Below are 24,226 nucleotides of genomic sequence, written 5' to 3'. Positions count from 1 at the left end.
TAGGGAAAATCTGATTTATCCCCCATTCCGCGTAAAGCCGGAATCCAGGCAGTTGGCTCTCCTGGATCCCGCTCTACACTGGGGTGAGAAAACGTAATAAACCTGTGATGCCCCCATAAGAATGGGCGGAATCGTGGGTTATCAGAGTTTTCCTTAGATTGATAACGAATAATCAAATCGGGGAGAGTCTTGATGTTTTACCTTGGTAATGCAGTAACTGTGCAGCGCTGGTCTATTTCGAAGTGGCAGAAGTGTCTGATCGCCACACTCCTGCTGCTGTACTCAATGGGGGCATCCGCAATCTATTCCATTGCCCCTGGTTCACTCGACTTCGGCGATGTCGGAGTGGGTGTTGCCAGTACACCGATGAGCGTAACTTTCAACAACGACAATTCAACAGCCGCTATTGAGTTCACATCGATCACAGCTACCGGTGACTACACCATTACCCACAACTGTCCGATGTCACCCGTGCTGCTCGATGAGCTGACCAGTTGTACCATCACGGCTACGCTAACCCCATCCACCACTGGTATTAGAAGCGGATCAATCAACATCACAGGCTTTGATCGCTCGATTGTATTGGGGGCAAGTTATCTCCCTATTGCCCCTTCTGTCCCTCTGACTGGTGTCGGTATCCGTGGCGATCTGGTACTTGGGAGCAATAATCTTGATTTTGGTGCCATTAATGTAGGCAACAGCAGTAGCACTCAATCGGTTTCATTAAGCAACTCCGGTAACGCAGCAGTCTCTATTGAAGGGATAAGCACCACACCTCAATTCTCCCAGACAAACGACTGCCCGGTATCTTTGGCTGCCGGTGCCAATTGCACCATTATGGTGAGAGTTTCCCCCTCATCAACCGGTGACATTGCAGGTTCCCTGACCGCCAGTGGGTCTGGTCCACAAGGCCCCACCAGCTCGGTAACCTCACTGACCGCTGTCGGACTGGCTGCTTTGGTCTCACAAATTGAAGTCAATCCCACGAGTCTGAGTTTTAGCGACACACCAGTCGGCACTACGAGTGATGGACAGAACATCACGATCAGCAACCAGGGCAACACCACCTTGTCTGAAATCAGCCTCTCACTCAGCGGTGATTTTACAGAAACCAACGATTGTCCTACCACCCTGAACCCCAGTAGCAGTTGCACTGTTACCGTATCCGCTGTTCCGACCACTGCGGGAGAGCTGAGCGGCTCCTTTGAAGTCAATGCAACCGATGGCACGCACAACCTGATGGAGGTTGTCTCTTTGACCGCCATAGGGACGATTGCTGAACTGGTGACATCCGATACGGAAGTCACCTTTCCAGATGCATCTGTAGACAGCAGCAGTGATCCTCAAACGGTAACCCTGACCAATCAGGGCAGTGCACCACTGAGCATCAACAGCATCTCCACTGAGGGGGACTTCAGCCAGACCAATGATTGCGGCGCTGAGCTGGCAGCTGGAAGCAGTTGCGATATTCAGGTGGTTTTTTCACCTCAATCCATGGGGGACGCAACCGGCGCACTGGTAATCGATACCAATCAAGGTATATCCAGAATCAATTTATCGGGAACCGCAGATGATTCCGGTCCAGCTCCATCAGACAACCCGGTAGCCGACCTGCTGGATCCCTACACCGGCGGCAATCCCAATCTCGGCGCGCTCGCGGAGGTGATCGGTGAGGCCTGTCCGAGCGGCCGCCTCGAAAGCCGCCTGCAGGAGGATTGTAATGCCGTGGTCGGTGCTGCCATCGGTGGTGACCCCAATACCGCCACAGCCCTGAACCAGGTCAACCCGGAAACGGCGACCCAGGCCAACAACGCCTCCCAGCAGGGTGGACAGGCGCAGATCCGTAATCTCGGCTCACGCATCGCCGCACTGCGTGCCGGGGCCTCCGGGATCTCCTTCCAGGGACTCGATCTGCTGATCGACGACAAGCCCTTCTCCATCGATACCATCGCCCAGGCCTATCGGCAACGGGGCGGCGGCGCCAGTAGCGACAATCCGCTGATGGAGAGCCGGCTGGGCTTCTTCATCACCGGTGATATCGCCACCGGCAGCAAGGATGAGACCGACCTGGAATCCGGCCTCGATTTCGATACCTTCGGCCTCACCATGGGCCTCGACTATCGCATCAACCCGAACTTCATCCTCGGCGGTGCGCTCGGTTATGTGGATACCACCACCGAACTGGAGGACGATGCCGCCGAAATCGACACCCAGGGCTACAGCCTCAACCTCTACGGCACCTACTACGCCGAGCAGAACTACTTTGTCGACTTCTCGCTTGGCTATGGCGCCAATAACTTCGATCAGAGCCGTCGTATCAGCTACCAGCTCGACGGACTCGCCAATGTAAATCAGAAGCTCTCCGCCGACTACGACGGCAGCATGCTCAGCCTGTTCATCGGCTCCGGCTACGATTTCGGCAATGGCCCCTGGAGCTTCGGCCCCAGAGCCGATCTGGAGTACATCAAGTCGGATGTGGACGGCTTCACCGAGGAGGTCTCCAATCCGGATGCGGACGGTGGCGGCTGGGCCACCCGGGTGGATGATACCGACCAGACCTGGCTGACCCTCAAGCTCGGTGGTCGGTTGGCCTATACCCACAGCGCCGACTGGGGCATCCTGATCCCCTACACCCGCCTCGACTGGTTACATGAGTTCGAGGATGACGCCCAGGTGATCAACGCCTATCTGGTCGGTGATCCCAACGCTCAGGCGATCCGTATCGAAAGCGATGACCCTGATCGGGACTACCTGCGACTCAGACTCGGCACCTCCGCCCAGTTCAAGAACGGCGTGGTCGGCTTCCTCGACTACAGCACCATCCTCGCCCACGACGACTGGACTGCCCATACCATCAGCATCGGTCTGCGCAGCGAGTTCTGATCCACTCAAACAAATGCCCGCCGTATGGCGGGCACTAAAAATCCCCTCAGTCGCCAGGGCTGCTTACAGGCCTCAGGATTGTGTCAGATTCTGCAGGAACTGCTTGATCAGATCGATGGCAGGTTCATTGGCCTGATTCGAGCTTAGCACCTCGGCACTGTCCAGGATCTGTATCAGAGCTAGATAACCTCTGCCTGCCTCGTTGAGATCGCGGCTCATCTTGTAAATGATGGGTGATATGCGCTTTGGCAAGCTCAGGCTCTCAACGGTCTCCGGGTTGGTATCAGCACAATGAACGGGATCAGAGGTAACCAGAAACTCACGGCAACTGAGTGGACGATCCCGATGTATTGAGCAGGATTGATCTTCTAAAAACGGGCAAGGCAGATTGAGTCTGAAGTAGTTGACCCCTACTTCGCGCAACTGCTTTCTGTCGTTGTTATTGACCGCCTGTTCCATCATCTGAAGAATACCCGCATCTTTCAATGCGTTGATATTTTGCGCAAAACGCGCTCGGATGACCTGCTGCCTTTCAGCAGGCATGGATTCAATCAGATTCAGCAGTTTATAACCTTCAGCTCTACTGACAGGCACCAACTGAGAACAGCAGGCGCCACAACCCTTTTTACAGGAGATGCATTTTCCCTGTTGTTCAGCCTCCTTGACACCAATCTCGATAACCTTGTCTGTGATTTGTTGAAAAAATGGTAGCAGATCATGAATATGCACAGGCTCATTGGTAATTTCCACAGAAAATCTTAGATTCTCACTACCAATGCGCAGTTCAGCGCTGATGGATTCGGTAGTTGATTGGTTAGTCTCACTCAATGTTTCAACCCTTTATCTGATTCTTAGAGCAGTTGGATGATCGGATTTTTCCGCTATGCTAATGATGAAACTCGGTATCAACAATTTCCTGCGCACCAGATCCTGTTCAAGACCATGTCCTGATGCCCTGAGAGTGATCTCTATTGATGCCAAATCGATAACAGGAAGCTACTGCTTCTTGAAAACTGAATCAAGCCTTAAATGAGATAGTTTTGATGGCAAACAATGATCTTCTCATCAAGCTCTATGAGATGAATTTTGACCAGTTATTGGTATCGAACAACATAAATCCAGATATCACTGTGCGTAAACCGATCGGAACTGACCGACGACTGCTGATCGAATGGGCACAACAACACTATCCCGATGTTTGGTTAAGTGAAATTGAAACCGCACTGGCTAACACCCCCTGCTCCTGCTATATCGCGCAACAACACACCTCGATAATCGGTTTTGCCTGTTATGATGCAACAGCTTTGGGTTACTTTGGGCCTTTGGGCGTCACTGAAGCTGCGAAAGGCCAGGGAGTTGGGCGGCGATTGACACTTAGCTGCCTACAGGAGATGCATCTGAAAGGCTATGGCTATGCAATCGTCGGCATGCCAAGTTCAAGCGACTTCTATCGTAGAATTGCCCCTGTCATTGAGATACCCGACTCTGACCCAGGTCTCTATCGCATGACTAAAACGCTGATGAAGGATTGACTGATCTTAAGCAACCACTGAGCAGTTGGGTGTCATTGGATTCGGGCTAACAGGCACTAGAATTCCAAACGCCCACCCAAGGTGAATTGATGATCGGTCAGATCTTCCAGTCCAAGCAGTGTGTCATAGTTGACGAACAGCTGCAGACCATCCTGCAACACGGAAGAGACGCTCAAATTCAGCTCGAAATAGTTTCTGTCAGGCTCGCTTGTAAGGACTCTGAACTGGTTATTGCGGGGATCATTGATATAATTCGCGGTTACTTCGCTCTGATCATTCTCAAACTGATGGACCCAGCCTAATCTGGCCTGGGGAATAATCACCGCCTGTTGACTGCTGATCGCATAGGAGAATTCCGCTCCCAGGACTGAGGTCAACGAGGTCCATTCCTGATCATTGACTGAAAAATTCAAGCCGGAAGCATCGGCACCACGCTCCTCATAGCTGTCGATATCGACTCGCATATAGGTTGCACGACCATAAGGACCGAATGAGATGGGACCTTGATTGATGGTATATCCACCACCGATACTGAAGGCATAATCACTGCTCTCGGTCGTTGCTTTGGCTGATTCATTGATCGATGGAACAGCCGTATTTGATGGAATGTAGATATTCCGCACCATGTCATAATCAGATGTGGCGTAACTGACCATTGTGTCAAGGTAATACCTATCCTTGTAAAAGCTTCCGTACAAGGCGCCACCCCATCCATCGGTCTCCAGATCACCACCTGAAACTGTTGCGGTGTTATCGAATTCGGTGTCAATCCGGTTGTAACTCAGCGCCCCGCCAAACACCAGGTTTTCGCTGAGACGATAGTCTACGCCTGCAGTGAGGCGGTAGTTGTCATAATCGAAAGCAGCAGAACTACTGTTGGCATCCTTCTCGCCAACCCCTGAATTGATGGTGGCGAATCCACTCAACGCATTATCCATTAAAGGATCGCCGGCACCGGCCCCTTGCTCCCGGAAACCTGGTCTGTTGACCAGTGCTTCGCTGTTATTGATGTTCAGTCCGGAGATAGAAAACCCTCTTGAACCTGAGCGCAACTCCGTAAGACGCGAGATCAGAGGATCCATTCGTGTACCTGCCGCCTCATTCGCCAGGGTGCCAGTCGCCGAATACTCTTCTGTGGCAATCTGCTGCAGGGCATCGGCCAATTCATCAGCGTTCAAACCAAGACTGCTGTCAAACGAACCGATATCCGAGAGTTCATTGGCTGTCTGAACCATGGCGCTGCAGGTATCAAAAAGGGGTATTGTGCCAGGTAGAGCACCTGACATGACGAACCCGATACAGGTTCTCTGAACCGAATCACCGGTATCCTGCTGCAGTTGTGTCTGTCCGTAGCTGCCGAGATTGGTGTCAGCCGCATTGGTAATCTGTGTAAAACAAAGACCCATTGCCAAAACAGCAACGCTTCTGTTTCTCATATCTCCCCTCATTCCTTCATCGCCGAAAACATTACCTTTGCCAGTGGTTTGCTGTCAGATGTCATCTACTGCCCAGGTCTATTAGTATGATAAAGCAACCTCGGCTTGATCTGTCACTGCGCAAGATACGGAAACCCAAGTGCTTGATATTTCAGGAACCCGGCAGACGATAGTAAAACAAAAAGGTGAATTAACCAGAGGTTTTCAAATGGTTTGTTCAGCGCCTCCGCAAAAGATAGTCCAACCTGCACAAAGAGCCAAGCAGGGATAACCCTTGTTCAGTCAAGGGATATGATGACTGACCAGGCATGATTAACCCAGCGACCAAATACCTTTAATACGCCGCTCAATCAGGGACTGTCATCCTGGCGCCGCTTCGGCGGCAGCTCTCAATCTGTCGCGACCAGGCCTGTTGTCTGGCGCTGTTACGGCCGTGGTTGGTCTGTTGCTCGGAATCATAATCTCTTGTCAGGCTGTCAGCACGTCGATCATGACTACTCATCACCCGGCGTATCGCACGTACCAAGCGGTTTCGGGAACGTTCTCTCAATGCCCTGATTTCATTTACCATATCCCGATAGCAGAGCCCGACAATGTCATAATGACCCTGTTCATGCCGTAAAAGTTCTGCAGTCTTGGCCGAAGCAACCACCCAGGTACCGCCCTCATTCAAGACCATTTGAAACGCTACATCCCCCAATCTGTGCTGACCACCCTCTTCCAGAAATCGCAAACTGCCTGGACGCATTGCCATTGCAATGGTCGCATCTTCTGATTCTCCCCTCGGACGATTCTGAATATCCGTGAAATCTGACCAGGTGAGCTGTCTGGGCCAACCGCTAAGTCGTGGACCACCCTGAGGTGTTGTCCCCCCTCCTGCAGGCTGTGCTGCAGTAAAACCGGCATGGGGTGTATCCGGATTGGCGCCGCTGGCTACCGGTCGATTTCTACGGGCAGGCGATGGGGTATCACACATGGCAAAGTCACATTGATTAAGCGCTGAACAGATTCAGAACAGTTAGTGTGCTGATCAATATGTGCCACTTCATGATTGAGAGATCACCGGATTCTGCTAGGTTGAAGTGGTCCATTTTGACGGCAAAATATCGATTCATGAGTTGTTCAACACGTGGTTAGAGATAGATAAATAAAAACAGACTGACCAGAAGCATCACACCGGTCACTCTGATGCGGGCCTTGACCGCCGGATGGCCCCAGGACTGATACTGCGTATAACTGTAGATCGCCAGCAGACCATTGAGCACTGCCAGAGCGGCGATAATTATGGGCATCCAGAATGCCATCGCCTTAGCTTCTCATTTGAGCAGTTGAGACTGGCGAATCGCAGTGGCCGAGGTATTGAACAGAGGCTGCTGCTGATCAAAAATCGCCAGCTCCATTGCCGCTGCACGTCGTTGACGCTGATAGCCTTTTTTCAGCACCTCAATACACTGCTCCCGGGTAATTTGTGCACCATTTAAATATCGTCCTCCTGCATTGAATCTGCCCTGTTGACTGCTCCACCAATCACTGATCTTCTGTTGATCCGGCCAGACCAGTTCTTCATCCGGATCCAGGGCGACCTCTTCGTCAGCGGGGTTTTCAGTTGGTCCGGATTCAAACCCGGCCGGCTGGTCTGTATCCATATCCTGATAAGCCAGATCCAGACCGGTAATCGCCGCGAAGGATTCAGCTGCCAATCGACTGTACTCAGGTTTATCCATCATCGTGATCAGCCAGGGGATGCTAACCGGATCCCCGATGGTGGCGATCGCCTCGATGATCGCCCGCTCATAGCCTTCCGTTTTGGCATGCTCACGAACCCAGTTGACTGCCAGCTCCCTATCCATCACACGAAGACCGAGTGACAGTGCACGGTGCTGAAAATCACTGGCTTCGCTATAAAATTCACTTAACCTACTCAATCCTTTCTCATCACCTAACAGGGTTGCTGACCAGGCGGCCCAGAATCGACAGGATGGATCCTCATTATTCAACTGTTCAATGACCAGAGGCAACAGATCCCGGCGTCTGATCTCACCCACGTTGCGTAGCGCTCTTGAACAGACTGAAACATCACTGTCCTCTATTCCCTGCTTCAGATATCCACCACAATCCACACGCTGTATGGAACAGGCACAAAGCCCGATCAACCGATTCAGCGGTTGATCGGATTTCAACCAGTTGACGACAAAGCCCTGCAGTTTCTCCTGTGGCAGCCAACCCAAAGCGGAGACCAGCCCCCTGAGGGTTTCCGGGGTTTCGGCGACTACAGCCAGAGTCTGCTCCAGCCATTCATTGCTAGCCTGGTCCAGCGCCACGTAAGCCGCTGTAAAAACCTCACCGGATTCTGCCTGATTGAGCCCAGCCTCACAGAATGGCCAGGCTTCAGATCCGGCCACATGGAGTCCGTCCAAATGGGCCGATACCCTCGATTCCAACTCCTTAAGATCGGCAAGATCATAGTGTGGCTCGCGTATGGCTGAGTCGCGAAGCAGCCACAGGAAGGCTGACTCCTCCGCATGCTGCGAGACAATATGTTCGATAATCACTGGAATTTCACTATTCTATTTATTTTCGGACTGTCGCTTATCCGCAAGGCTGGTATGGTGAAAGTCGTCCACTCTGCTGACTGAGTATGCTCAGAATTGGTTTCACCATGCATCAGTTAATCTGCACCGATCCGCCTTTAATACGATTGACTCCAGAAGAGCGGCTCAAAAGGTAGTTGCCCCTGAGTATGATTTTTCCGGAACGAGTCAACGTAATACTTGATTTGCCACATTTCAGGACAATCTCCCGCTCGGCTGAAAGCACCAGGCGTTCACCATCGATCTCGGCAAACTGCTCTTTAGCCTCGCTGTTTTTGCGTTCGGGGTGTTGAATACGCCCGATAACCATGGGTTTCAACGGATCACCATTTTCGAACAGTAGAGCAACCTCGCAACCGAAATCCTCTTCACTGAATTGAATCGTGGATTTGGCAACTGTGCTCTCGCTGTTCGGATTCCCCGGATAGACAACCAGTGGTTCACGCTGTTGATTCAATCCGGTAAGAATACCGATCACCACACCATCGAGTTTTGCTGCTTGGTTACGGGGTTTTGAGATTGGCTCTAACTCATCTTTCTGTTTGGGCATGTATCCACCCTCCACGTATTGTCATTTTGCATCATTTGAAAAACTGATCGAATTAGTTCTGCAAGATCTTCTTGCCCTTCACAACAACATTTTTAGAGGCTTTAACATTGACCGCACCAGACCCTTTGACTGATATATCCTTACCCTGAATAGCAATCGTGCCATCTTTTTTCATGGTGATGGATGCCTTGCCTGTCTTGATCGTGATCGAATCACCCGCCTCGATCACCAGATTCTTACCCACTGTGATCGAACCATCTTCACCGATCGTAACGGCTTGGTTCTTGCCGACAGTGACACTCTGATCCTTGCCGACATTGACACCATGGCCACCACCGATATCCTCACTGACATTTGCTGCAACCTGCATTGCCTTGGAGGCACCGACGGTCTCGTTCATCCCGGCACCGACCGTCACCTGATATCCGGCACCGATGGTGAGTGCTTTGGCGGCACCGATGGTTTCAGTCTTGTTAATCCCTACGGTTTCACTCTTGTTACTGCCTATATTGACGCTGCGATTACTGCCGATGGAGACAGTTTCATTGCTGCCTACGGTTTCGGTCCGATTGACGCCAATGGTTATATCTTCATTGTTGCCGACCGTTTCAGTCCGATCGTTGCCTATATTGATGGTTTCATCATTGCCGACGGTCTCACTGCGGTTGACGCCAACACTGGTGGTCTCATTGTTCTCTACCACATTGTCCTGGTTCTTTTCCGCATGGATGTAGACCTGCTCATCCCCCTTCTTGTCCTCAAAGCGGATCTCGTTGAAGTTCTCACCTGATCCACCCTTGGTACTGCGACTCTTAATACCGCTCTGGGTCATATTCGCAGGCAGCCCATAGGGCGGCATCTGATCGGCGTTGTAGACCCGTCCGGTGACAATCGGGCGATCAGGATCCCCTTCAAGGAACTCCACCACCACTTCCTGGCCAATCCGCGGAATATGCATGGCACCCCAGTTTTTACCCGCCCAGACCTGGGATACCCTTACCCAGCAGGAGCTGTTCTCATCACTGCCCCCGTAGCGGTCCCAGTGAAACTGAAGCTTCACCCGCCCATACTCATCCGTATAGATCTCTTCACCGGCCTTGCCCACAACCACAGCGGTCTGTGGACCCTGGACAATCGGTTTCGGAGTGCTACGGATACTGCGGTAATTGTCCTTGCTCACAGAACACTTCAATTCACAGGTGAAGATTGGTTCTTCGGCAACTTCCGGCACTGTTTCAAAGGCATCGGAATGGAGGATACAGGTGGTTCCAGTAATCAGATATTCCCTGTTCTGATCACCCCGGGGATGTTCAATCAGGGTAAACAGTCCACCGCTGGCGACCCCTCTTGCAATCGCCTCCCCTTCGAGCACTTCGTGAGCGCTCTGGAGCTCTTCAATTCGCTGACGGGCGTAACTGTCTCCATCGCCTGACTCTTCGTATTCACCCGGATAGTCGTAGATCTCATACTCGGCATGGGCATGACTTCTGGGCAGTGGCGCAGTGGCAAACAGATCCGATTTGGGTTTGGTGAAGTTGTAATCCGTATGGGCGAAACTGCCCGGTTGCACGGATTTGGTAAATTTCCAGGCGTGGATATAGTCTTTCCAGCGGGTACTTCCCTGTTCGCTTTGCGGCAGATAAGGAATCTCTGCATAAGCTTCGAGAGGACTGTGTGAACTGTACCCGTCACACAGCACCAGGGTATGCTTGCCATCCACATGGGCGAAGTAGTAGTAGATGCCTTCCTGTTCCATCAGCCGACTGATGAAATTGAAATCCGTCTCCCGATACTGGACACAATACTCCCACTCCCGGTACGAACCGCTCAGCTTGTCTTCAAAATCGCTGAAGCCGTTGTCCTGAAACACCTCTTTGATAATATCGGGGACTTTTTTGTTCTGGAATATGCGGCAATCGGAAGTACGGGTCAAAAACCACAGCCAGGGACGCAGGGTCGCCCGATAGTGGGCAAAAAAGGCAAGATGGCCTATCTGCGTGAATTGGCTGACATAGCCATTAAAGTATCGTTTTCCGCCATCCACCAGATCCATCTGCACGGTCATCTGTTTACCCAGCAGATCGTCGTGAGCAATCTCTTCATTGTCGCTCAGCAGATCTACAGTAAACTCAGACAGTCGCCCCAACTCCTCTCTCGCCTCCATGCGCAGAATCAAGAGTTCATCTGGACCCAAAGGGGTTTTTATCTGTAATTGCCGGTTACTCTGTGTAAACGCCATCCAAGACTCCTACCCAATCGAACAATCATAGCAAAGAAAAAGACTCTCTTCTGAAAAACAGGCTTTAACTTATACCACTAGTGAGTAAACACCCCGGTTCAACATTTTATTGGTTACTGCTAAATCGAGATGGTAATTGTAGCTATTTGAGATAAAGTATGTGTGTCAGAGCCACTGTGGTCAATGAAATCCTGACGGTACTTTGTCACAGGGGTTGATCTGGTCTCTCTGACTCAGGGGAATGCCAGGCCTGTTGCCGTGGTTTGTGCTTTGCACACAAAGGCATTGCAAGTCATAAACATCAGGCGTTGATAAGAGACTGTACACAAGCCTCAAGACCTGCCTAAATGACAGGATCAGCTTACTTAAGGTGTAATCGATATGGCGCAACGATTAAATCTATCGGTTGAACTTGGAAAAAAGCATCACGGCGGAGATGGTAGCAGTACCGACAGTCAGCGACTGAAATTCATACTCCTGGGTTGTTTTTCCGGCAACCGGGACTCGTCCGATCCGCAACACAATGCACTCCCCAGCATACGCAAGGTGGATCTCGACAATTTCGATGAGCTACTCAGTGAGATGCAACCTTGCCTGAAAATTCACTTGAGTGAGTTGGCAGACCCACTGCAGCTCAGATTCAGCAGCCTCGATGATTTTCATCCGGACCAGCTCCACAATAAGCTACCTCAATCGCAGGATAGCCCATCTGATGAGTTGAATCAGCCACAGCAAACCGTTACGAAAGCAGGTTCTGCGGCCAATGGGGCACAGGAGTCTGATCAACAGACTCTGTCAAGACTACTGGGAGATGGCGCCGTCACAACCCCATCATCAAACGCTGGTGAGTCCAAGGCAAACCGGTCAGTGGTTGAGTCAGTGGTTGGACACCTGATTAATGGTTCACTCAAGCAGCAAACAGCAGAGAGTTCTGAGCAGGATGCTGATCACAGTGAGTCCCATGGCAGTCTGCTCAAAAAAGTCATCCACCATTCCGAGTTTCAAACCCTGGAGTCGAACTGGCGTGGTCTGGATTGGCTTGTTCGCAGCCTGGAATCTGACGAATTGAATGAGGTTTACATTGTTGATCTGCCCAGGAATGAGTGGCAACGCACTACTCAGAGCGAGCTGGGATTCAAACAATCAGACTACTATCAACCCCTATTAGAGCGTTTCAGCGAAAAGCAACCATCAGAACAGAAGTTTATTCTAATATGCGATCATTATTTTAATTCCTCAATTGAAGATTTGGATCTACTGAAAAGCTTGTCGACACTCGGCACTGTCCTGGATGCCCAGCTGCTGGCAGCAACTGCAGGCCCACTCCTCTCCTCTGCGGAATCCGGCCCTGAGGCCCTGGAGCCATGGAAAGCGTTTCAACAAAGCGGTTTAGCAACGCATGTCAGTCTGGTGCTGCCACGGATTTTGATGCGCCTGCCCTATGGCGAACAGTATGATCCTGTGGAATCATTTCAGTTTGAAGAGCTTGATGCTGAATGGTGCAGTGATCAACTGCTTTGGGGCAATCCCGCTTTTGCATTGGCCATCCAGTTGGCAGCAGATAATCAGTCGGAGCGGCAACAGGACCCTGCGGCACTCGCCGATTGCCCCTCCTTCGCCTATCGCAAAGCGCATGAAAGCCACCTGCAACCTTGTACAGAAAGCCTGTTTACGGATAAACAACTGGAAGCTCTGGTTGAGCTTGGGCTGGTGCCAATCGTAGGCAGTCGACGCAGTAATCAGGTCAGGATACCCTGGTACCGACGACTATAATCGTTGCTATGCTGATCGCCGACAATAAATCATAATGCCAGGGAGTCGATGAGCTAATCAGTATTGGGGGTAGTATCAACAACATAGCTTGGTATTATTTCACTAGTGTTCACTTATTTATCGTGTAGTATCAAGTACAAGGGTTTTGTGCTAAACCTACCCAATGAAAGGGTGAGATCACAAAACGAAACAACCTGACCGACCGAGTTGGAGTCAGGCAACAATAACCAAAACATAAGTTAGACAGGTATGTTTACTTTATATATCAACTCAGTTTCAGGTTTGCAGAGGCATTATTGTGCTAACCCACGGGGGATGAAGGCTTGACTGGTACACTCGATCTAGACCAACTTCTCAGTGCAGTATCTGATGATGAGCCAGCCGGTTCCGATTTAGAGTACGACCCCCTGTTTGGAGAGATGGAAAGAGCTGCCGAGGGTAAAGAGGAGCAGCAGTTCGGCGATACCATCATACCTGCCGAAGACCCGGATTGGCGGGAGCTGAAGAAAAAGTCGCTCGAAGTGGCGAGCAAGAGCAGAGATCTGCGAGCTGCCATTCATCTGACCCGGGCACTGATTCATACCGACGGCTTCAATGGCCTGGCCGATGGCCTGGCACTGGTCAAAGGCTATCTGGATGGGTACTGGGATTCAGTCCATCCCCAACTCGATCCGGATGACGATAACGATCCAACATTGAGAATCAATACCCTGATCAATATCTGCGATCCCTTCGACTACCTGGCCGGCATTAATAAGATCCCCGTGGTCTCATCCACTATCATGGGAAAATTCAGTTACAGGGATATACAGCTCGCCAGCGGTAATCTACAAACCTCTGAAGGCGATTCACAGGAGCTCTCTCTCGACCAGATCGATGCGGCTTTCCGGGAGTCCAGCGATGAAGATAACCAACAGACGCTGGACCTGATCACCGCATCAGCAGAGGCCGTGGTGGGTATCGAATCCCGCCTGAATGAACTGGTCGGTGTTGACCAGGCACCGAATCTCAACGCCCTTGTTGAGCTATTGAAGGAGATTGCCAATGAAGTGGCACAACGCTGTGGCCTGGAGAGTGCCTCCGAGGCATCAGAAGCCGCAGCTGACGGTTCTGCTGGAGCGGCGCAGAACCAACCGGCCGCCCCTGGTACGATCAACAATCGCGATGACGTAATCAAGACACTTGAGCGTATTACTCAATATTACGAGAAAAATGAGCCCTCCAGCCCGATCCCACTGCTACTTGACCGGGCGAAGCGACTGGTAAAAATGGACTTTTATGAAATTGTCCAGGACTTGGCGCCAGGTGGTTCTTCACATTTTGATTTCCTGTGGAAACAGGAAGATAGATAGATTGAGGATCCGGGCATAAGCCCTAATTAGATAACAAACATACCGATTAAGGTACAGAGCACATTAAAGAGAGGTAGACCGTGGCAAAAGAGAGCAGCCAGAAGTTCGTAGCCCGAAACCGAGCCCCCCGGGTACAGATAGAGTATGACGTGGAGCTCTATGGTGCTGAAAAAGTGATTCAGTTGCCCTTTATCATGGGCGTTATGGCAGACCTCTCGGGAAAACCCGAAGAGGCGCTACCCCCCGTCGCTGATCGCAAGATGCTGGAAATCGATGTGGACAACTTCGATGAGCGACTCAAAGCCATGAAACCCCGTACCGCGTTCAGGGTGCCCAACACACTGACCGGAGAGGGCAACATCAGTGTCGATATCACCTTTGAAAGTATGGATGACTTTTCACCCGCTGCGGTCGCCAAAAAGGTCGGTGCGCTACGCCAACTGCTGGATGCACGTACTCAACTGGCCAACCTGCTGACCTATATGGATGGCAAGGCCGGTGCGGAAGAGCTGATTACCAAAGCTTTGAACGATCCAACCCTGCTTCAGTCCCTGGCATCTTCTCCCAACGCAGACGATGCATCATCTGAAGATTCAACCGGCGAGGAGTAAAACATGGCTGAAACAGATACCCAACAAACAGCGGGCGAAGCGGCAGAGAGTGTAGCACCGGATGAATTTTCAGCGCTGTTGCAACAAGAGTTCAAACCGAAAACCGAGCGCACCAAGGAAGCCGTTACCAGTGCGGTACAAACCCTTGCTGAGCAGGTCCTGAAAGAGTCCGGCACCATCTCGGATGATGCTGTTGAGACGATTGAAGGGATCATTGCCGAAATCGACAAAAAGCTCACCGAGCAGGTCAACCTGATCCTCCATCATGAGGATTTTCAGCAACTCGAAGGCAGCTGGCGCGGCCTGCACCATCTGGTCAATAACACCGAGACCGATGAGATGCTGAAGATCAGGGTGATGAACATCTCGAAAAAAGAGCTGGGCAAAAACCTGAAAAAGTTCAAAGGTACAGCCTGGGACCAAAGCCCATTATTCAAAAAGGTCTATGAGGAAGAGTATGGTCAGTTTGGTGGTGAACCTTATGGTTGCCTGGTAGGAGACTACCATTTCGATCATTCGCCACCGGATGTTGAGCTGCTCAATGGCATGGCACAAATTGCCGCATCTGCACATGCCCCGTTTATCGCTGGTGCAGCGCCTACAGTGATGCAGATGGATTCCTGGCAGGAACTGTCAAACCCAAGGGACCTGACCAAAATATTTCAGACACCGGAGTTCGCATCCTGGCGTTCTCTCAGAGAGTCCGACGACTCCCGTTACATCGGTCTGGCGATGCCGAGATTTCTCTCTCGCCTTCCCTATGGGGCCAAGACCGACCCGGTGGAAGAGTTCGACTTCGAAGAAGACACGGAAGGAGCAGATCACAACAAGTACACCTGGTCCAACTCAGCTTATGCCATGGCCGTCAATATCAACCGGGCCTTTAAGCTGTATGGTTGGACAACAAGAATCCGCGGTGTGGAGTCAGGCGGTGCCGTCGAAGGATTGCCGACTCACACTTTCCCCACCGATGACGGTGGTGTGGATATGAAATGTCCCACAGAGATCGCAATTTCCGATCGACGTGAGGCCGAATTGGCAAAAAATGGCTTCATGCCATTGTTGCACCGTAAGAATTCCGACTTTGCCGCCTTTATCGGCGCGCAATCACTACAAAAACCATCGGAATATGACGATCCTGACGCAACAGCCAATGCAAATTTAGCTGCCCGATTGCCCTATCTGTTCGCCAGTTGCCGCTTCGCACACTACTTGAAATGTATTGTGCGTGACAAGATAGGCTCATTCAAAGAGCGTGATGACATGGAAAAATGGCTAAACAAATGGATTATGAACTATGTCGAACCGAACCCGGCGACAGCTTCAGAAGAAGACAAAGCACGTAAACCGCTGGCAGCGGCTGAAGTGGTTGTCGCTGAAGTTGAGGGGAATCCAGGATATTACACTTCAAAGTTTTTCCTGCGGCCCCACTATCAATTGGAAGGTTTGACAGTCTCGTTACGTCTGGTCTCTAAGCTGCCATCCGAAAAAACAGCTTAGGTCCAAAAATCTCACTTATTGGAGGAATAAATCATGGCAGTTGATATGTTTATGAAGATTGATGGCATCGATGGCGAAAGTACCGATGACCAACACAAAGGCTGGATTGAACTGGTTAGTATCAGTCACGGCGTGACACAACCGACGTCCGGTGCCAGCGGCACGGGTGGTCGTACTGGTGGACGAGCCGATTTCGAACCGTTTACCGCAATGAAGGAGATCGATAAAGGCACACCCGATCTGAACATCAAGTGTGCCAAGGGTGAGCACATTCCGAAGATTGAAGTCCATCTTTGCGAAGCCGCCGGAGACAAGCATATTTTCATGAAATACACCATGGAAAACATCATCGTTCAGGCGGTCATGCCCACCTGCAGTAAAGGTGACATCAAGCCTATTGAAACCGTAAGCTTCGCCTATGGCAAAATCAAATGGGAGTACACAGAACTGGGGCAAGACGGTAAACCTGGTGGTTCTACTGACAGAACCTGGAACTTGGAAACCAACAAGCAGGATTGATTCTTGCGCAGGACAATGCTTCAACACACCCATCTCTCATGCACGATGAGAGATGGGTTTTGAATGCAGAATCTCTGACTTTAATCGGTAATTGCGCTGGAAATATGGTATTTGCTGCGCAGATCCAGATCAGACACTGGAGACATTCAATTTCAGTAACATCGAACTGATCCGCTCTACATTGATCTGCAGGCAACCGTAGTTTTTTCTTAAAGATATTACAGATTGCCTCAAAACACAGAGAAGACAAAAACACCATGACGGGCGCACAAGAACTATTACAACAAGGTCAACTAGACCAGGCATTGGAAACACTACAGCAGTCGATACGCAACGCACCATCCGATACCAAACTGCGAGTCTTCCTGTTTCAGTTGCTCTGCGTGATGGGTGCCTGGGAACGGGCACTGAGTCAGCTGCAGGTTGCCGGTGACATGGATTCGCTGAATCTACCCATGGCCCAGACCTATCGCGAAGCAATTCGCTGCGAACTGTTCCGACAGGAAGTCTTCAGTGGTGACAAGTCGCCACTGATTTTCGGTGATCCCCCGGAATGGACGGCGTTTCTGGTTGAAGCTCTGAAACATTCCGGTAAAGGGGAATACAGTCAAGCTGAAAGTCTGCGCAACCAGGCGTTCGAGCTGGCGCCAGCCACGCCGGGTAACATCGATGGGCAGGCATTCGAATGGATCGCCGATGCGGACTCACGCCTCGGTCCTATGATCGAAGCCATAGTCAACGGTCGCTACTACTGGATCCCGATGCAGCGACTGAAAAAAATAACGATGGAGGCACCAGAGGATCTGCGTGACATGGTCTGGACACCAGCCCAACTGACCTTTGAAAATGAAGGTGAAGCCGTGGCGCTGATTCCAAGCCGTTATCCAGGTACCGAGAATGCCCCGGAACCGGCACTTAAGCTTTCTCACAAAACAGAGTGGCAGACACCGGCTGAAGGTGTCTACCTTGGACTTGGCCAACGGATGATGGCCACCGACCAGGATGATTACCCCTTACTCAATGTCAGGGAGATACAATTCCAATCTGCAATGGACAGCGAAACTGAATGAGTCAATGAGGCGGAGATACCACTCAGTTGAAGGCCAGTAACCAACAACAGCTGCAACCATCCCTGCTTGACCGGTTGATCGATGATGAACCCGGCAAGACAAAAGAGTCCCAGGATAAACGGGTCATATCCATGCGCCGTCTGCGTCATTCCGTATTACGCGACCTGGCCTGGCTGATGAATACCACCAACCTGGAAACCACCGAGGATTTGGAGGCTTACCCGGAAGTCAGTCACTCGGTCCTCAACTATGGCTTGGCCGAGCTATCCGGGCATCTGGTTTCCGGCCTGGATTTAACCAGACTGGAGAGGATGGTTCGTCAGGCAGTTCAGGATTTCGAGCCACGCATTCTGCCCAATTCAGTCAAAGTACGTTCGGTCCGGGATGCCAGTAAGGAGAGCCATAATCAATTGATGTTTGAGATCGAGGGACAACTCTGGGCTGTACCCACTCCGACACATTTGTTGATCAAAACCCAGATAGACCTCGAAGAAGGTGGCGTTACCCTTGCTGACGCCTTTAGCACAGGCATGGAGTAATCAGATGGATCCGCGCCTGCTCAAATACTATAACCAGGAGTTGCAATTCATGCGTGAGATGGGCGCAGAGTTCGCCCAGGCCTACCCGAAAATTGCCAGTCGTCTCTCGCTCGATGAATTTGAGTGCGCCGATCCCTATGTTGAACGTCTGCTCGAAGGTTTCAGTTTTCTGACCGCCAGGATACAGCTGAAACTCGATGAAGAGTTTCCCCGTTTCACCCAACACATGATGGAGCGGGTTTTCCCCCACTATCTCTGCCCCACGCCGTCGATGATGGTGGTGCAGTTTCAAGTCGATATGTTGGAACCCTCACTGTGTGAGGGCTTTCTGCTACCCAGACACTCCACCATGCGTAGCCGGGTAGGCAAAGGCAGCCATACCGCCTGTATCTATCGTACAGCCCAGGATGTCACCCTTTGGCCGATCGAAATCCAGAGCGTCGACTATCTGCCATCACCGGCCGCCATAGCGTTGGCAGGTATTGGTAAACAGGACGGTGCCAGAGCGGCAATCCGTCTCAGACTCAAGACCTCCGGTGATATCCCCTTCAATCATCTTAATCTGCAGCAGTTACCCATCTTTTTTTCCGGTGGTGACAGCGGTATGCGTGCGTTTGAAGCCATTGCCGGCCATACCATGAAGATCGTCGGCCGGGCGGTGGATTCGGATGAATACAGAACCACCACTTCAACACCGGTCCGAATCATGGGTTTCGAGGAGCATGAATCCCTGCTGCCTCACAGCCTGCGTTCTTTTCAGGGTTACCGCTTTTTGTCTGAATACTTCACCCTGCCAGAACGTTTCATGTTCGTGGAACTGAATGATCTGCAGTCAGTGATAAAAGGGTGTGATCAACAGCAACTCGAGCTACTGCTACTGCTGGACGAGAGCGATCCGGAGCTGGAGAGCAGTATCAGTGACGCCAACTTTTTACTCAACTGTACACCGGCGATCAATCTGTTTCCGAAACGGGCGGACAGAATTCATCTCAACGATAAGGCGGCTGAATATCACATCCTGCCCGACCGAACTCGCCCGATGGACTATGAGGTCTATGAGATAGACAACGTGGTCGGTTTTGGCACCAACACGGAACAGCGTCAGACATTTCAGGCCTTCTACGCCAGTAATGATTTCATTGCCTCGGATCAACCTCGCGCCTACTACACCAACCGGAGGGAACCCCGACTGCTCTCATCCAAACAGCAGCGTGAAGGGGCTCGATCCGGTTATATCGGCAGTGAAATCTACATCGCAATCGTCGATGCGGATGAAGCACCTTTTAGCACTGATCTCAGACAGCTTGCGGTAAGCACTCTGTGCACAAACCGGGATCTGCCAATGCATATCCCATTGGGCCAGAGTGGCTCCCCGTTCACCCTCGAGAGCAGTACACCGGTCAATCACATTCGCTGCATCGGATCACCAACCAGACCGAAACCGACTACACCGCCGGGATCAATCAGCTGGCGCCTGATCAACCACCTTTCTCTGAACTATCTCTCCCTGGCCAGTGAGGACCGGGAACAGAGTACAGCGGCACTGAAAGACTTTCTGCAGCTCTATGCCGACACCAATAACCCTTCGATGCGCAAGCTGATCGAGGGGGTGATATCCATCGACTCCAAGCCGGTCAACCGACGCCTGCCGAGCCCTGGCCCGATCGCCTTCGGCCACGGTCTTGAGATCACCCTGACGCTTGATGATCAGGCTTTCGAGGGTAGTGGCGCTTTTCTGTTCGGCGCTGTGATGGAGCAGTTTTTCCGAAAATACACCGCAATCAATTCATTTACCGAAACCGTAGTCGTCACACAACAGAGGGGAGAGATCAAACGATGGCCAGTAAGGCTGGGTCTGAGAAAAACCCTTTGAGTCTGTTTGACAGACTGCAACAGGCGCCCTATCGCTTCGATTTCTATCAAGCCATGCGACGCCTGGAGTGCGCCTATCCGGATGAGCCCCGATTGGCACAATCCAGACATGCCAAACGGGACAAAATCCGCCTGGGTCAGGACCCAACCATGGCCTTTCAACCCTCTACCCTCAACTCATTTCGACAGGGTAAAGGGAGTCTGCCACCCCGCCTGGGGGTCTACTTTTTCGGCCTGTTCGGTCCCAACGGTCCACTGCCTCTGCACTTGACAGAATTCGTACATGACCGTCTGCACAATGAGCATGATCCAACCCAGGTCGCCTTTCTCGATCATTTTCATCACCGCCTGCTCAGCCTGTTCTATCGAGTCTGGGCAGACTGTCAACCCACCGTCAGTTTTGATCGGCCTGAGAATGACCGGTTTGGCGACCATCTGGGATCGATGATCGGTATCGGCTCATCCCATCTCAGAGAGCGGGATGCGATGCCGGATCTTGCCAAGCTCCACTATGCCGGTCGCTTCGCCAGTCATCCCCGTAATGCTGAGGGTCTGGAAGCGGTATTGCAGGATTTTTTCCAGCTTCCGGTACGTATCGATGAGTTCATCGGCGCCTGGATCGACCTGCCCGATAACAGCCGTTGTCGATTGGGTGAATCCCTGGAGATCAGCATGCTTGGAACCAATATCATCCTGGGTGACCGGGTCTGGCAGGCGCAACAGAAATTCCGCATCGTACTGGGCGCCTTGACCTTCAAGGATTACCAGCGGATGTTACCCGGCGGTGAAAGCCTGAAACGGCTGATCTCCGTGGTAAAAAACTATATTGGTGATGAACAGGATTGGGAGCTGAACCTGATCCTAGAACAGCCAGAGGTACCACAACTCTGTCTCGATGGCGAAAGTCGTCTCGGCTGGACCAGCTGGCTAGCACAACAACCCCTGGGGCGGGATGGTGATGACCTGTTCCTACACCCCCTTGAACTTAGAGGTCTTCACTCATGAGCGAAATTAATCGTGCCGCCCTGTTCGGCAAGCTGAACAGTCTGGGCTACAAGGCCATCGAGAGTGCAACCGTATTCTGCAAGATGCGCGGTAACCCCTATGTGGAGTTGGTTCACTGGATCCACCAGGTCCTGCAACTGCAGGATTCCGATCTGCACCGCATCATCAAACAGTTCAATCTGGAACCCTCCCATCTGGCGAAAGACATTACCGAAACCCTGGATACTCTGCCCAGGGGATCCACCTCGATCTCCGATCTCTCCTCCCATGTGGAAGAGGCGACGGAACGGGGCTGGGTCTACGGCACCTTGATGTTTGGAGACTCCCAGGTTCGAACCGGTTACCTGATGATCGGTATTCTGAAGACCAACAGTCTGCACAATGCGCTGTTACGCATCTCCGATCAGTTCAAAAAGCTCAATATCGAAACCCTTACCGACCGTTTTAGCGAAGTGGTCGAGGGATCACCCGAAGAGGCGATGCGCTCCAACGACGGTTTTCAGGTGGGTGGTGGCGCCGCACCTGGCGAAGCCAGTGATGCCATGGCGCCGGCTCAGATGGGGAAGCAACAGGCACTGCAGCAGTTCTCGGTGGATCTCACTGAACGGGCCAGAAATGGTGAAATCGATCCGATTGTGGGCCGGGACGATGAGATACGTCAGATTGTCGATATCCTGATGCGCCGACGGCAGAACAATCCGATACTGACCGGTGAGGCCGGTGTGGGTAAAACCGCTGTGGTCGAGGGCTTCGCGCTGCAGATCGCCAGCGGTGATGTCCCTCCTCCGTTGAAAGAGGTCAGCCTGCGAGTGCTCGATGTGGGGCTGCTGCAGGCGGGGGCCAGCATGAAAGGTGAGTTTGAGAACCGTCTGAAACAGGTGATCGAAGAGGTACAATCCTCAGAAAAGCCGATCATTCTGTTTATCGATGAGGCCCACACCCTGATCGGTGCCGGTGGCAGCGCCGGTACCGGTGATGCCGCCAATCTGTTAAAACCCGCGCTGGCCCGAGGCACCTTGAGAACGGTCGCCGCCACCACTTGGGCTGAATATAAAAAATACATCGAAAAGGATCCCGCCCTGACCCGCCGATTTCAGGTGGTGCAGGTCGATGAACCCGATGAAGATCGGGCCATCCGCATGATGCGCGGTATGGCGTCAACGCTGGAAGATCACCATCAGGTACAGATACTCGATGAAGCACTGGATGCTTCGGTACGACTCTCTCACCGCTACATCCCGGCCCGCCAACTGCCGGACAAATCGGTCAGTCTGCTCGATACCACCTGTGCCCGGGTGGCCATCAGTCAGGCCGCGGTTCCCGCCGAGGTGGATGACAGCCGACGCCGTATCGAGGCGCTGGAGACCGAGTTGCAGATCATCGGCCGGGAAAAAGCCATTGGACTCGATACCGAAGAGCGTGAACAGGAAACTCAGGAGAAACTCGACCAAGAGCGAGAACGTCTCGAACAGTTAACAGCCCGCTGGGAGGAAGAGAAGGGACTGGTTGAAGAGCTTCTCAATGTACAACAGCAGCTCAAAGGGGAACCGGTTGAGAGTGATCAAGCGGCTGACCGCGATGAGGAGCAAGCCGCTTCATCCGAAGAATCTGCCGAGGCACCAGAGACGCCAACAGCCACCAAAGAAGAGTTGCTGGAGCGCCTGAACAAGGTCAAGAGCAAACTCAATGAACTACAGGGTGAAACGCCTTTGATCCTGCCCAGTGTGGATGCCCAGGCAGTCGCCTCCGTGGTTGGAGACTGGACCGGAATTCCGGTAGGAAGAATGGTGAAGAATGAGATCGAGACCATCCTCAACCTCAGTGACACCCTGGCCAAGCGGGTAATCGGACAGGATCACGCGCTGGAGATGATCTCACGCCGGGTCCAGACCTCCAGGGCCAATCTGGACAATCCCAATAAACCAATCGGCGTCTTCATGCTGTGCGGCCCCTCCGGCGTGGGTAAGACGGAAACCGGTCTGACGCTGGCAGAGTCCCTGTATGGCGGCGAGCAGAATGTCATCACCATCAATATGAGTGAGTTCCAGGAAGCACATACCGTATCGACCCTGAAAGGTGCACCTCCAGGTTATGTGGGTTATGGCGAGGGCGGTATTCTCACCGAGGCGGTCAGACGCAAACCCTACAGTGTGGTACTGCTGGATGAGGTGGAGAAGGCCCACCCGGATGTGCACGAGATCTTCTTCCAGGTATTCGACAAAGGCTGGATGGAAGATGGCGAGGGTCGACATATCGACTTTAAGAACACTTTGATACTACTGACCTCCAACACCGGCACCGAGATGATCGATAATCTGTGTAAGGACCCGGAACTGATGCCGGAACCAGGTGCCATCGCGACCGCTTTGCGGGATCCTCTGCAGAAGGTCTTCCCAGCCGCACTGCTGGGACGGCTGGTGGTTATACCCTACTATCCGTTAAGCGATGAGGTATTGGCCAAGGTGGTACGCCTGCAACTCGGCAGAATCGAATCACGGATCCTTGAAAACCATGGCATACCACTGGAGATCGATGACGAGGTGATCAGTTTGATCATCAGCCGTTGCACTGAAGTGGAGAGTGGCGCGAGAATGGTGGATGCGATTCTCACCAATACGATGCTACCTGAAATCAGCCGACATATTCTGGTCGAAAAGATGGAGGGGCGGGCAACTGGCAATATCCGCATCGGTGTGGAGAATGATGAATTCAGCTATAACTTTTCCTAGGGCCAATTTAACAGTAGATAGAAGC

At 52.0% G+C, this 24,226-nt stretch carries 19 protein-coding genes; 12 read left to right on the top strand and 7 right to left on the bottom strand.

Features of this window, described 5'->3' with window-relative positions; translation table 11 throughout:
* Window positions 1-192: 192 nt before the first annotated feature.
* The gene (locus AC4IE8_RS04510; RefSeq protein WP_490790417.1) at window positions 193-2,883 is read left to right on the top strand and encodes a choice-of-anchor D domain-containing protein; all 2,691 of its coding nucleotides are present in this window, start codon (window positions 193-195) and stop codon (window positions 2,881-2,883) included.
* 72 nt (window positions 2,884-2,955) lie between these two features.
* Here the strand turns inward: AC4IE8_RS04510 and AC4IE8_RS04505 are convergent, their stop codons facing one another.
* Entirely contained in the window at window positions 2,956-3,711 is a 756-nt protein-coding gene (locus AC4IE8_RS04505; protein ID WP_068993174.1) for a YkgJ family cysteine cluster protein, read from the bottom strand.
* A gap of 215 nt (window positions 3,712-3,926) precedes the next feature.
* Between AC4IE8_RS04505 and AC4IE8_RS04500 the strand changes: the two genes are divergently transcribed.
* A complete protein-coding gene (locus tag AC4IE8_RS04500; protein WP_068993177.1) occupies window positions 3,927-4,415 on the top strand; it encodes a GNAT family N-acetyltransferase in 489 nt (162 codons plus the stop codon).
* A gap of 56 nt (window positions 4,416-4,471) precedes the next feature.
* Here the strand turns inward: AC4IE8_RS04500 and AC4IE8_RS04495 are convergent, their stop codons facing one another.
* From AC4IE8_RS04495 to AC4IE8_RS04470, 6 genes are all read right to left on the bottom strand, one after another.
* Window positions 4,472-5,851 (bottom strand): autotransporter outer membrane beta-barrel domain-containing protein, encoded by a 1,380-nt coding sequence (locus tag AC4IE8_RS04495; RefSeq protein ID WP_490790416.1) that lies wholly within the window; start codon window positions 5,849-5,851, stop codon window positions 4,472-4,474.
* 346 nt (window positions 5,852-6,197) lie between these two features.
* The gene (locus AC4IE8_RS04490; protein ID WP_490790415.1) at window positions 6,198-6,827 is read right to left on the bottom strand and encodes a DUF922 domain-containing protein; all 630 of its coding nucleotides are present in this window, start codon (window positions 6,825-6,827) and stop codon (window positions 6,198-6,200) included.
* Between the two features lie 157 nt (window positions 6,828-6,984).
* Window positions 6,985-7,143 (bottom strand): hypothetical protein, encoded by a 159-nt coding sequence (locus AC4IE8_RS04485; RefSeq protein ID WP_490790414.1) that lies wholly within the window; start codon window positions 7,141-7,143, stop codon window positions 6,985-6,987.
* Between the two features lie 24 nt (window positions 7,144-7,167).
* Window positions 7,168-8,403, bottom strand: coding sequence for a TIGR02270 family protein (locus tag AC4IE8_RS04480; protein ID WP_068993186.1), 1,236 nt, complete (start codon window positions 8,401-8,403; stop codon window positions 7,168-7,170).
* Window positions 8,404-8,515: 112 nt separating this feature from the next.
* On the bottom strand, window positions 8,516-8,992 hold the full coding sequence (locus tag AC4IE8_RS04475) for a DUF6484 domain-containing protein (RefSeq protein WP_490790413.1): 477 nt from the start codon (window positions 8,990-8,992) through the stop codon (window positions 8,516-8,518).
* Between the two features lie 52 nt (window positions 8,993-9,044).
* Entirely contained in the window at window positions 9,045-11,231 is a 2,187-nt protein-coding gene (locus AC4IE8_RS04470; protein ID WP_068993193.1) for a type VI secretion system Vgr family protein, read from the bottom strand.
* Between the two features lie 381 nt (window positions 11,232-11,612).
* Between AC4IE8_RS04470 and AC4IE8_RS04465 the strand changes: the two genes are divergently transcribed.
* From AC4IE8_RS04465 to tssH, 10 genes are all read left to right on the top strand, one after another.
* A complete protein-coding gene (locus AC4IE8_RS04465) occupies window positions 11,613-13,004 on the top strand; it encodes a type VI secretion system contractile sheath domain-containing protein (protein ID WP_068993196.1) in 1,392 nt (463 codons plus the stop codon).
* A gap of 323 nt (window positions 13,005-13,327) precedes the next feature.
* Window positions 13,328-14,356 (top strand): type VI secretion system protein TssA, encoded by a 1,029-nt coding sequence (gene tssA, locus AC4IE8_RS04460; protein WP_068993199.1) that lies wholly within the window; start codon window positions 13,328-13,330, stop codon window positions 14,354-14,356.
* A gap of 80 nt (window positions 14,357-14,436) precedes the next feature.
* Window positions 14,437-14,967: a type VI secretion system contractile sheath small subunit gene (gene tssB / locus AC4IE8_RS04455; protein ID WP_068993204.1), complete on the top strand. Its 531-nt coding sequence runs from the start codon at window positions 14,437-14,439 to the stop codon at window positions 14,965-14,967.
* A gap of 3 nt (window positions 14,968-14,970) precedes the next feature.
* Window positions 14,971-16,467, top strand: a complete 1,497-nt coding sequence (gene tssC / locus AC4IE8_RS04450) for a type VI secretion system contractile sheath large subunit (RefSeq protein WP_068993207.1) — start codon at window positions 14,971-14,973, stop codon at window positions 16,465-16,467.
* A gap of 33 nt (window positions 16,468-16,500) precedes the next feature.
* Entirely contained in the window at window positions 16,501-16,986 is a 486-nt protein-coding gene (locus AC4IE8_RS04445) for an Hcp family type VI secretion system effector (protein ID WP_068993214.1), read from the top strand.
* A 257-nt stretch (window positions 16,987-17,243) separates the two neighbouring features.
* Window positions 17,244-18,056, top strand: coding sequence for a type VI secretion system accessory protein TagJ (locus AC4IE8_RS04440; RefSeq protein ID WP_068993218.1), 813 nt, complete (start codon window positions 17,244-17,246; stop codon window positions 18,054-18,056).
* Between the two features lie 26 nt (window positions 18,057-18,082).
* On the top strand, window positions 18,083-18,595 hold the full coding sequence (gene tssE, locus AC4IE8_RS04435; protein ID WP_068993221.1) for a type VI secretion system baseplate subunit TssE: 513 nt from the start codon (window positions 18,083-18,085) through the stop codon (window positions 18,593-18,595).
* Between the two features lie 4 nt (window positions 18,596-18,599).
* Window positions 18,600-20,468: a type VI secretion system baseplate subunit TssF gene (gene tssF / locus AC4IE8_RS04430; protein ID WP_068993224.1), complete on the top strand. Its 1,869-nt coding sequence runs from the start codon at window positions 18,600-18,602 to the stop codon at window positions 20,466-20,468.
* Entirely contained in the window at window positions 20,432-21,472 is a 1,041-nt protein-coding gene (gene tssG / locus AC4IE8_RS04425) for a type VI secretion system baseplate subunit TssG (RefSeq protein ID WP_490790412.1), read from the top strand. The genes tssF and tssG overlap by 37 nt, the downstream gene beginning before the upstream one ends.
* The gene (gene tssH, locus AC4IE8_RS04420; protein ID WP_068993230.1) at window positions 21,469-24,201 is read left to right on the top strand and encodes a type VI secretion system ATPase TssH; all 2,733 of its coding nucleotides are present in this window, start codon (window positions 21,469-21,471) and stop codon (window positions 24,199-24,201) included. The genes tssG and tssH overlap by 4 nt, the downstream gene beginning before the upstream one ends.
* Window positions 24,202-24,226: the final 25 nt, after the last annotated feature.

The organism is Candidatus Thiodiazotropha sp. AKAK2 (genome assembly GCF_058244685.1).
The sequence above is the reverse complement of the archived record's forward strand: the minus strand, read 5'-3'. Positions and strand labels throughout refer to the sequence as shown.

Coding starts and splice junctions, on each gene's coding strand:
- AC4IE8_RS04510 (WP_490790417.1), top strand. CDS start 193: ATGTTTTACCTTGGTAATGCAGTAACTGTGCAGCGCTGGTCTATTTCG.
- AC4IE8_RS04500 (WP_068993177.1), top strand. CDS start 3,927: ATGGCAAACAATGATCTTCTCATCAAGCTCTATGAGATGAATTTTGAC.
- AC4IE8_RS04495 (WP_490790416.1), bottom strand. CDS start 5,851: ATGAGAAACAGAAGCGTTGCTGTTTTGGCAATGGGTCTTTGTTTTACA.
- AC4IE8_RS04490 (WP_490790415.1), bottom strand. CDS start 6,827: ATGTGTGATACCCCATCGCCTGCCCGTAGAAATCGACCGGTAGCCAGC.
- AC4IE8_RS04485 (WP_490790414.1), bottom strand. CDS start 7,143: ATGCCCATAATTATCGCCGCTCTGGCAGTGCTCAATGGTCTGCTGGCG.
- AC4IE8_RS04475 (WP_490790413.1), bottom strand. CDS start 8,992: ATGCCCAAACAGAAAGATGAGTTAGAGCCAATCTCAAAACCCCGTAAC.
- AC4IE8_RS04470 (WP_068993193.1), bottom strand. CDS start 11,231: ATGGCGTTTACACAGAGTAACCGGCAATTACAGATAAAAACCCCTTTG.
- AC4IE8_RS04465 (WP_068993196.1), top strand. CDS start 11,613: ATGGCGCAACGATTAAATCTATCGGTTGAACTTGGAAAAAAGCATCAC.
- tssC (WP_068993207.1), top strand. CDS start 14,971: ATGGCTGAAACAGATACCCAACAAACAGCGGGCGAAGCGGCAGAGAGT.
- AC4IE8_RS04445 (WP_068993214.1), top strand. CDS start 16,501: ATGGCAGTTGATATGTTTATGAAGATTGATGGCATCGATGGCGAAAGT.
- AC4IE8_RS04440 (WP_068993218.1), top strand. CDS start 17,244: ATGACGGGCGCACAAGAACTATTACAACAAGGTCAACTAGACCAGGCA.
- tssF (WP_068993224.1), top strand. CDS start 18,600: ATGGATCCGCGCCTGCTCAAATACTATAACCAGGAGTTGCAATTCATG.
- tssG (WP_490790412.1), top strand. CDS start 20,432: ATGGCCAGTAAGGCTGGGTCTGAGAAAAACCCTTTGAGTCTGTTTGAC.
- tssH (WP_068993230.1), top strand. CDS start 21,469: ATGAGCGAAATTAATCGTGCCGCCCTGTTCGGCAAGCTGAACAGTCTG.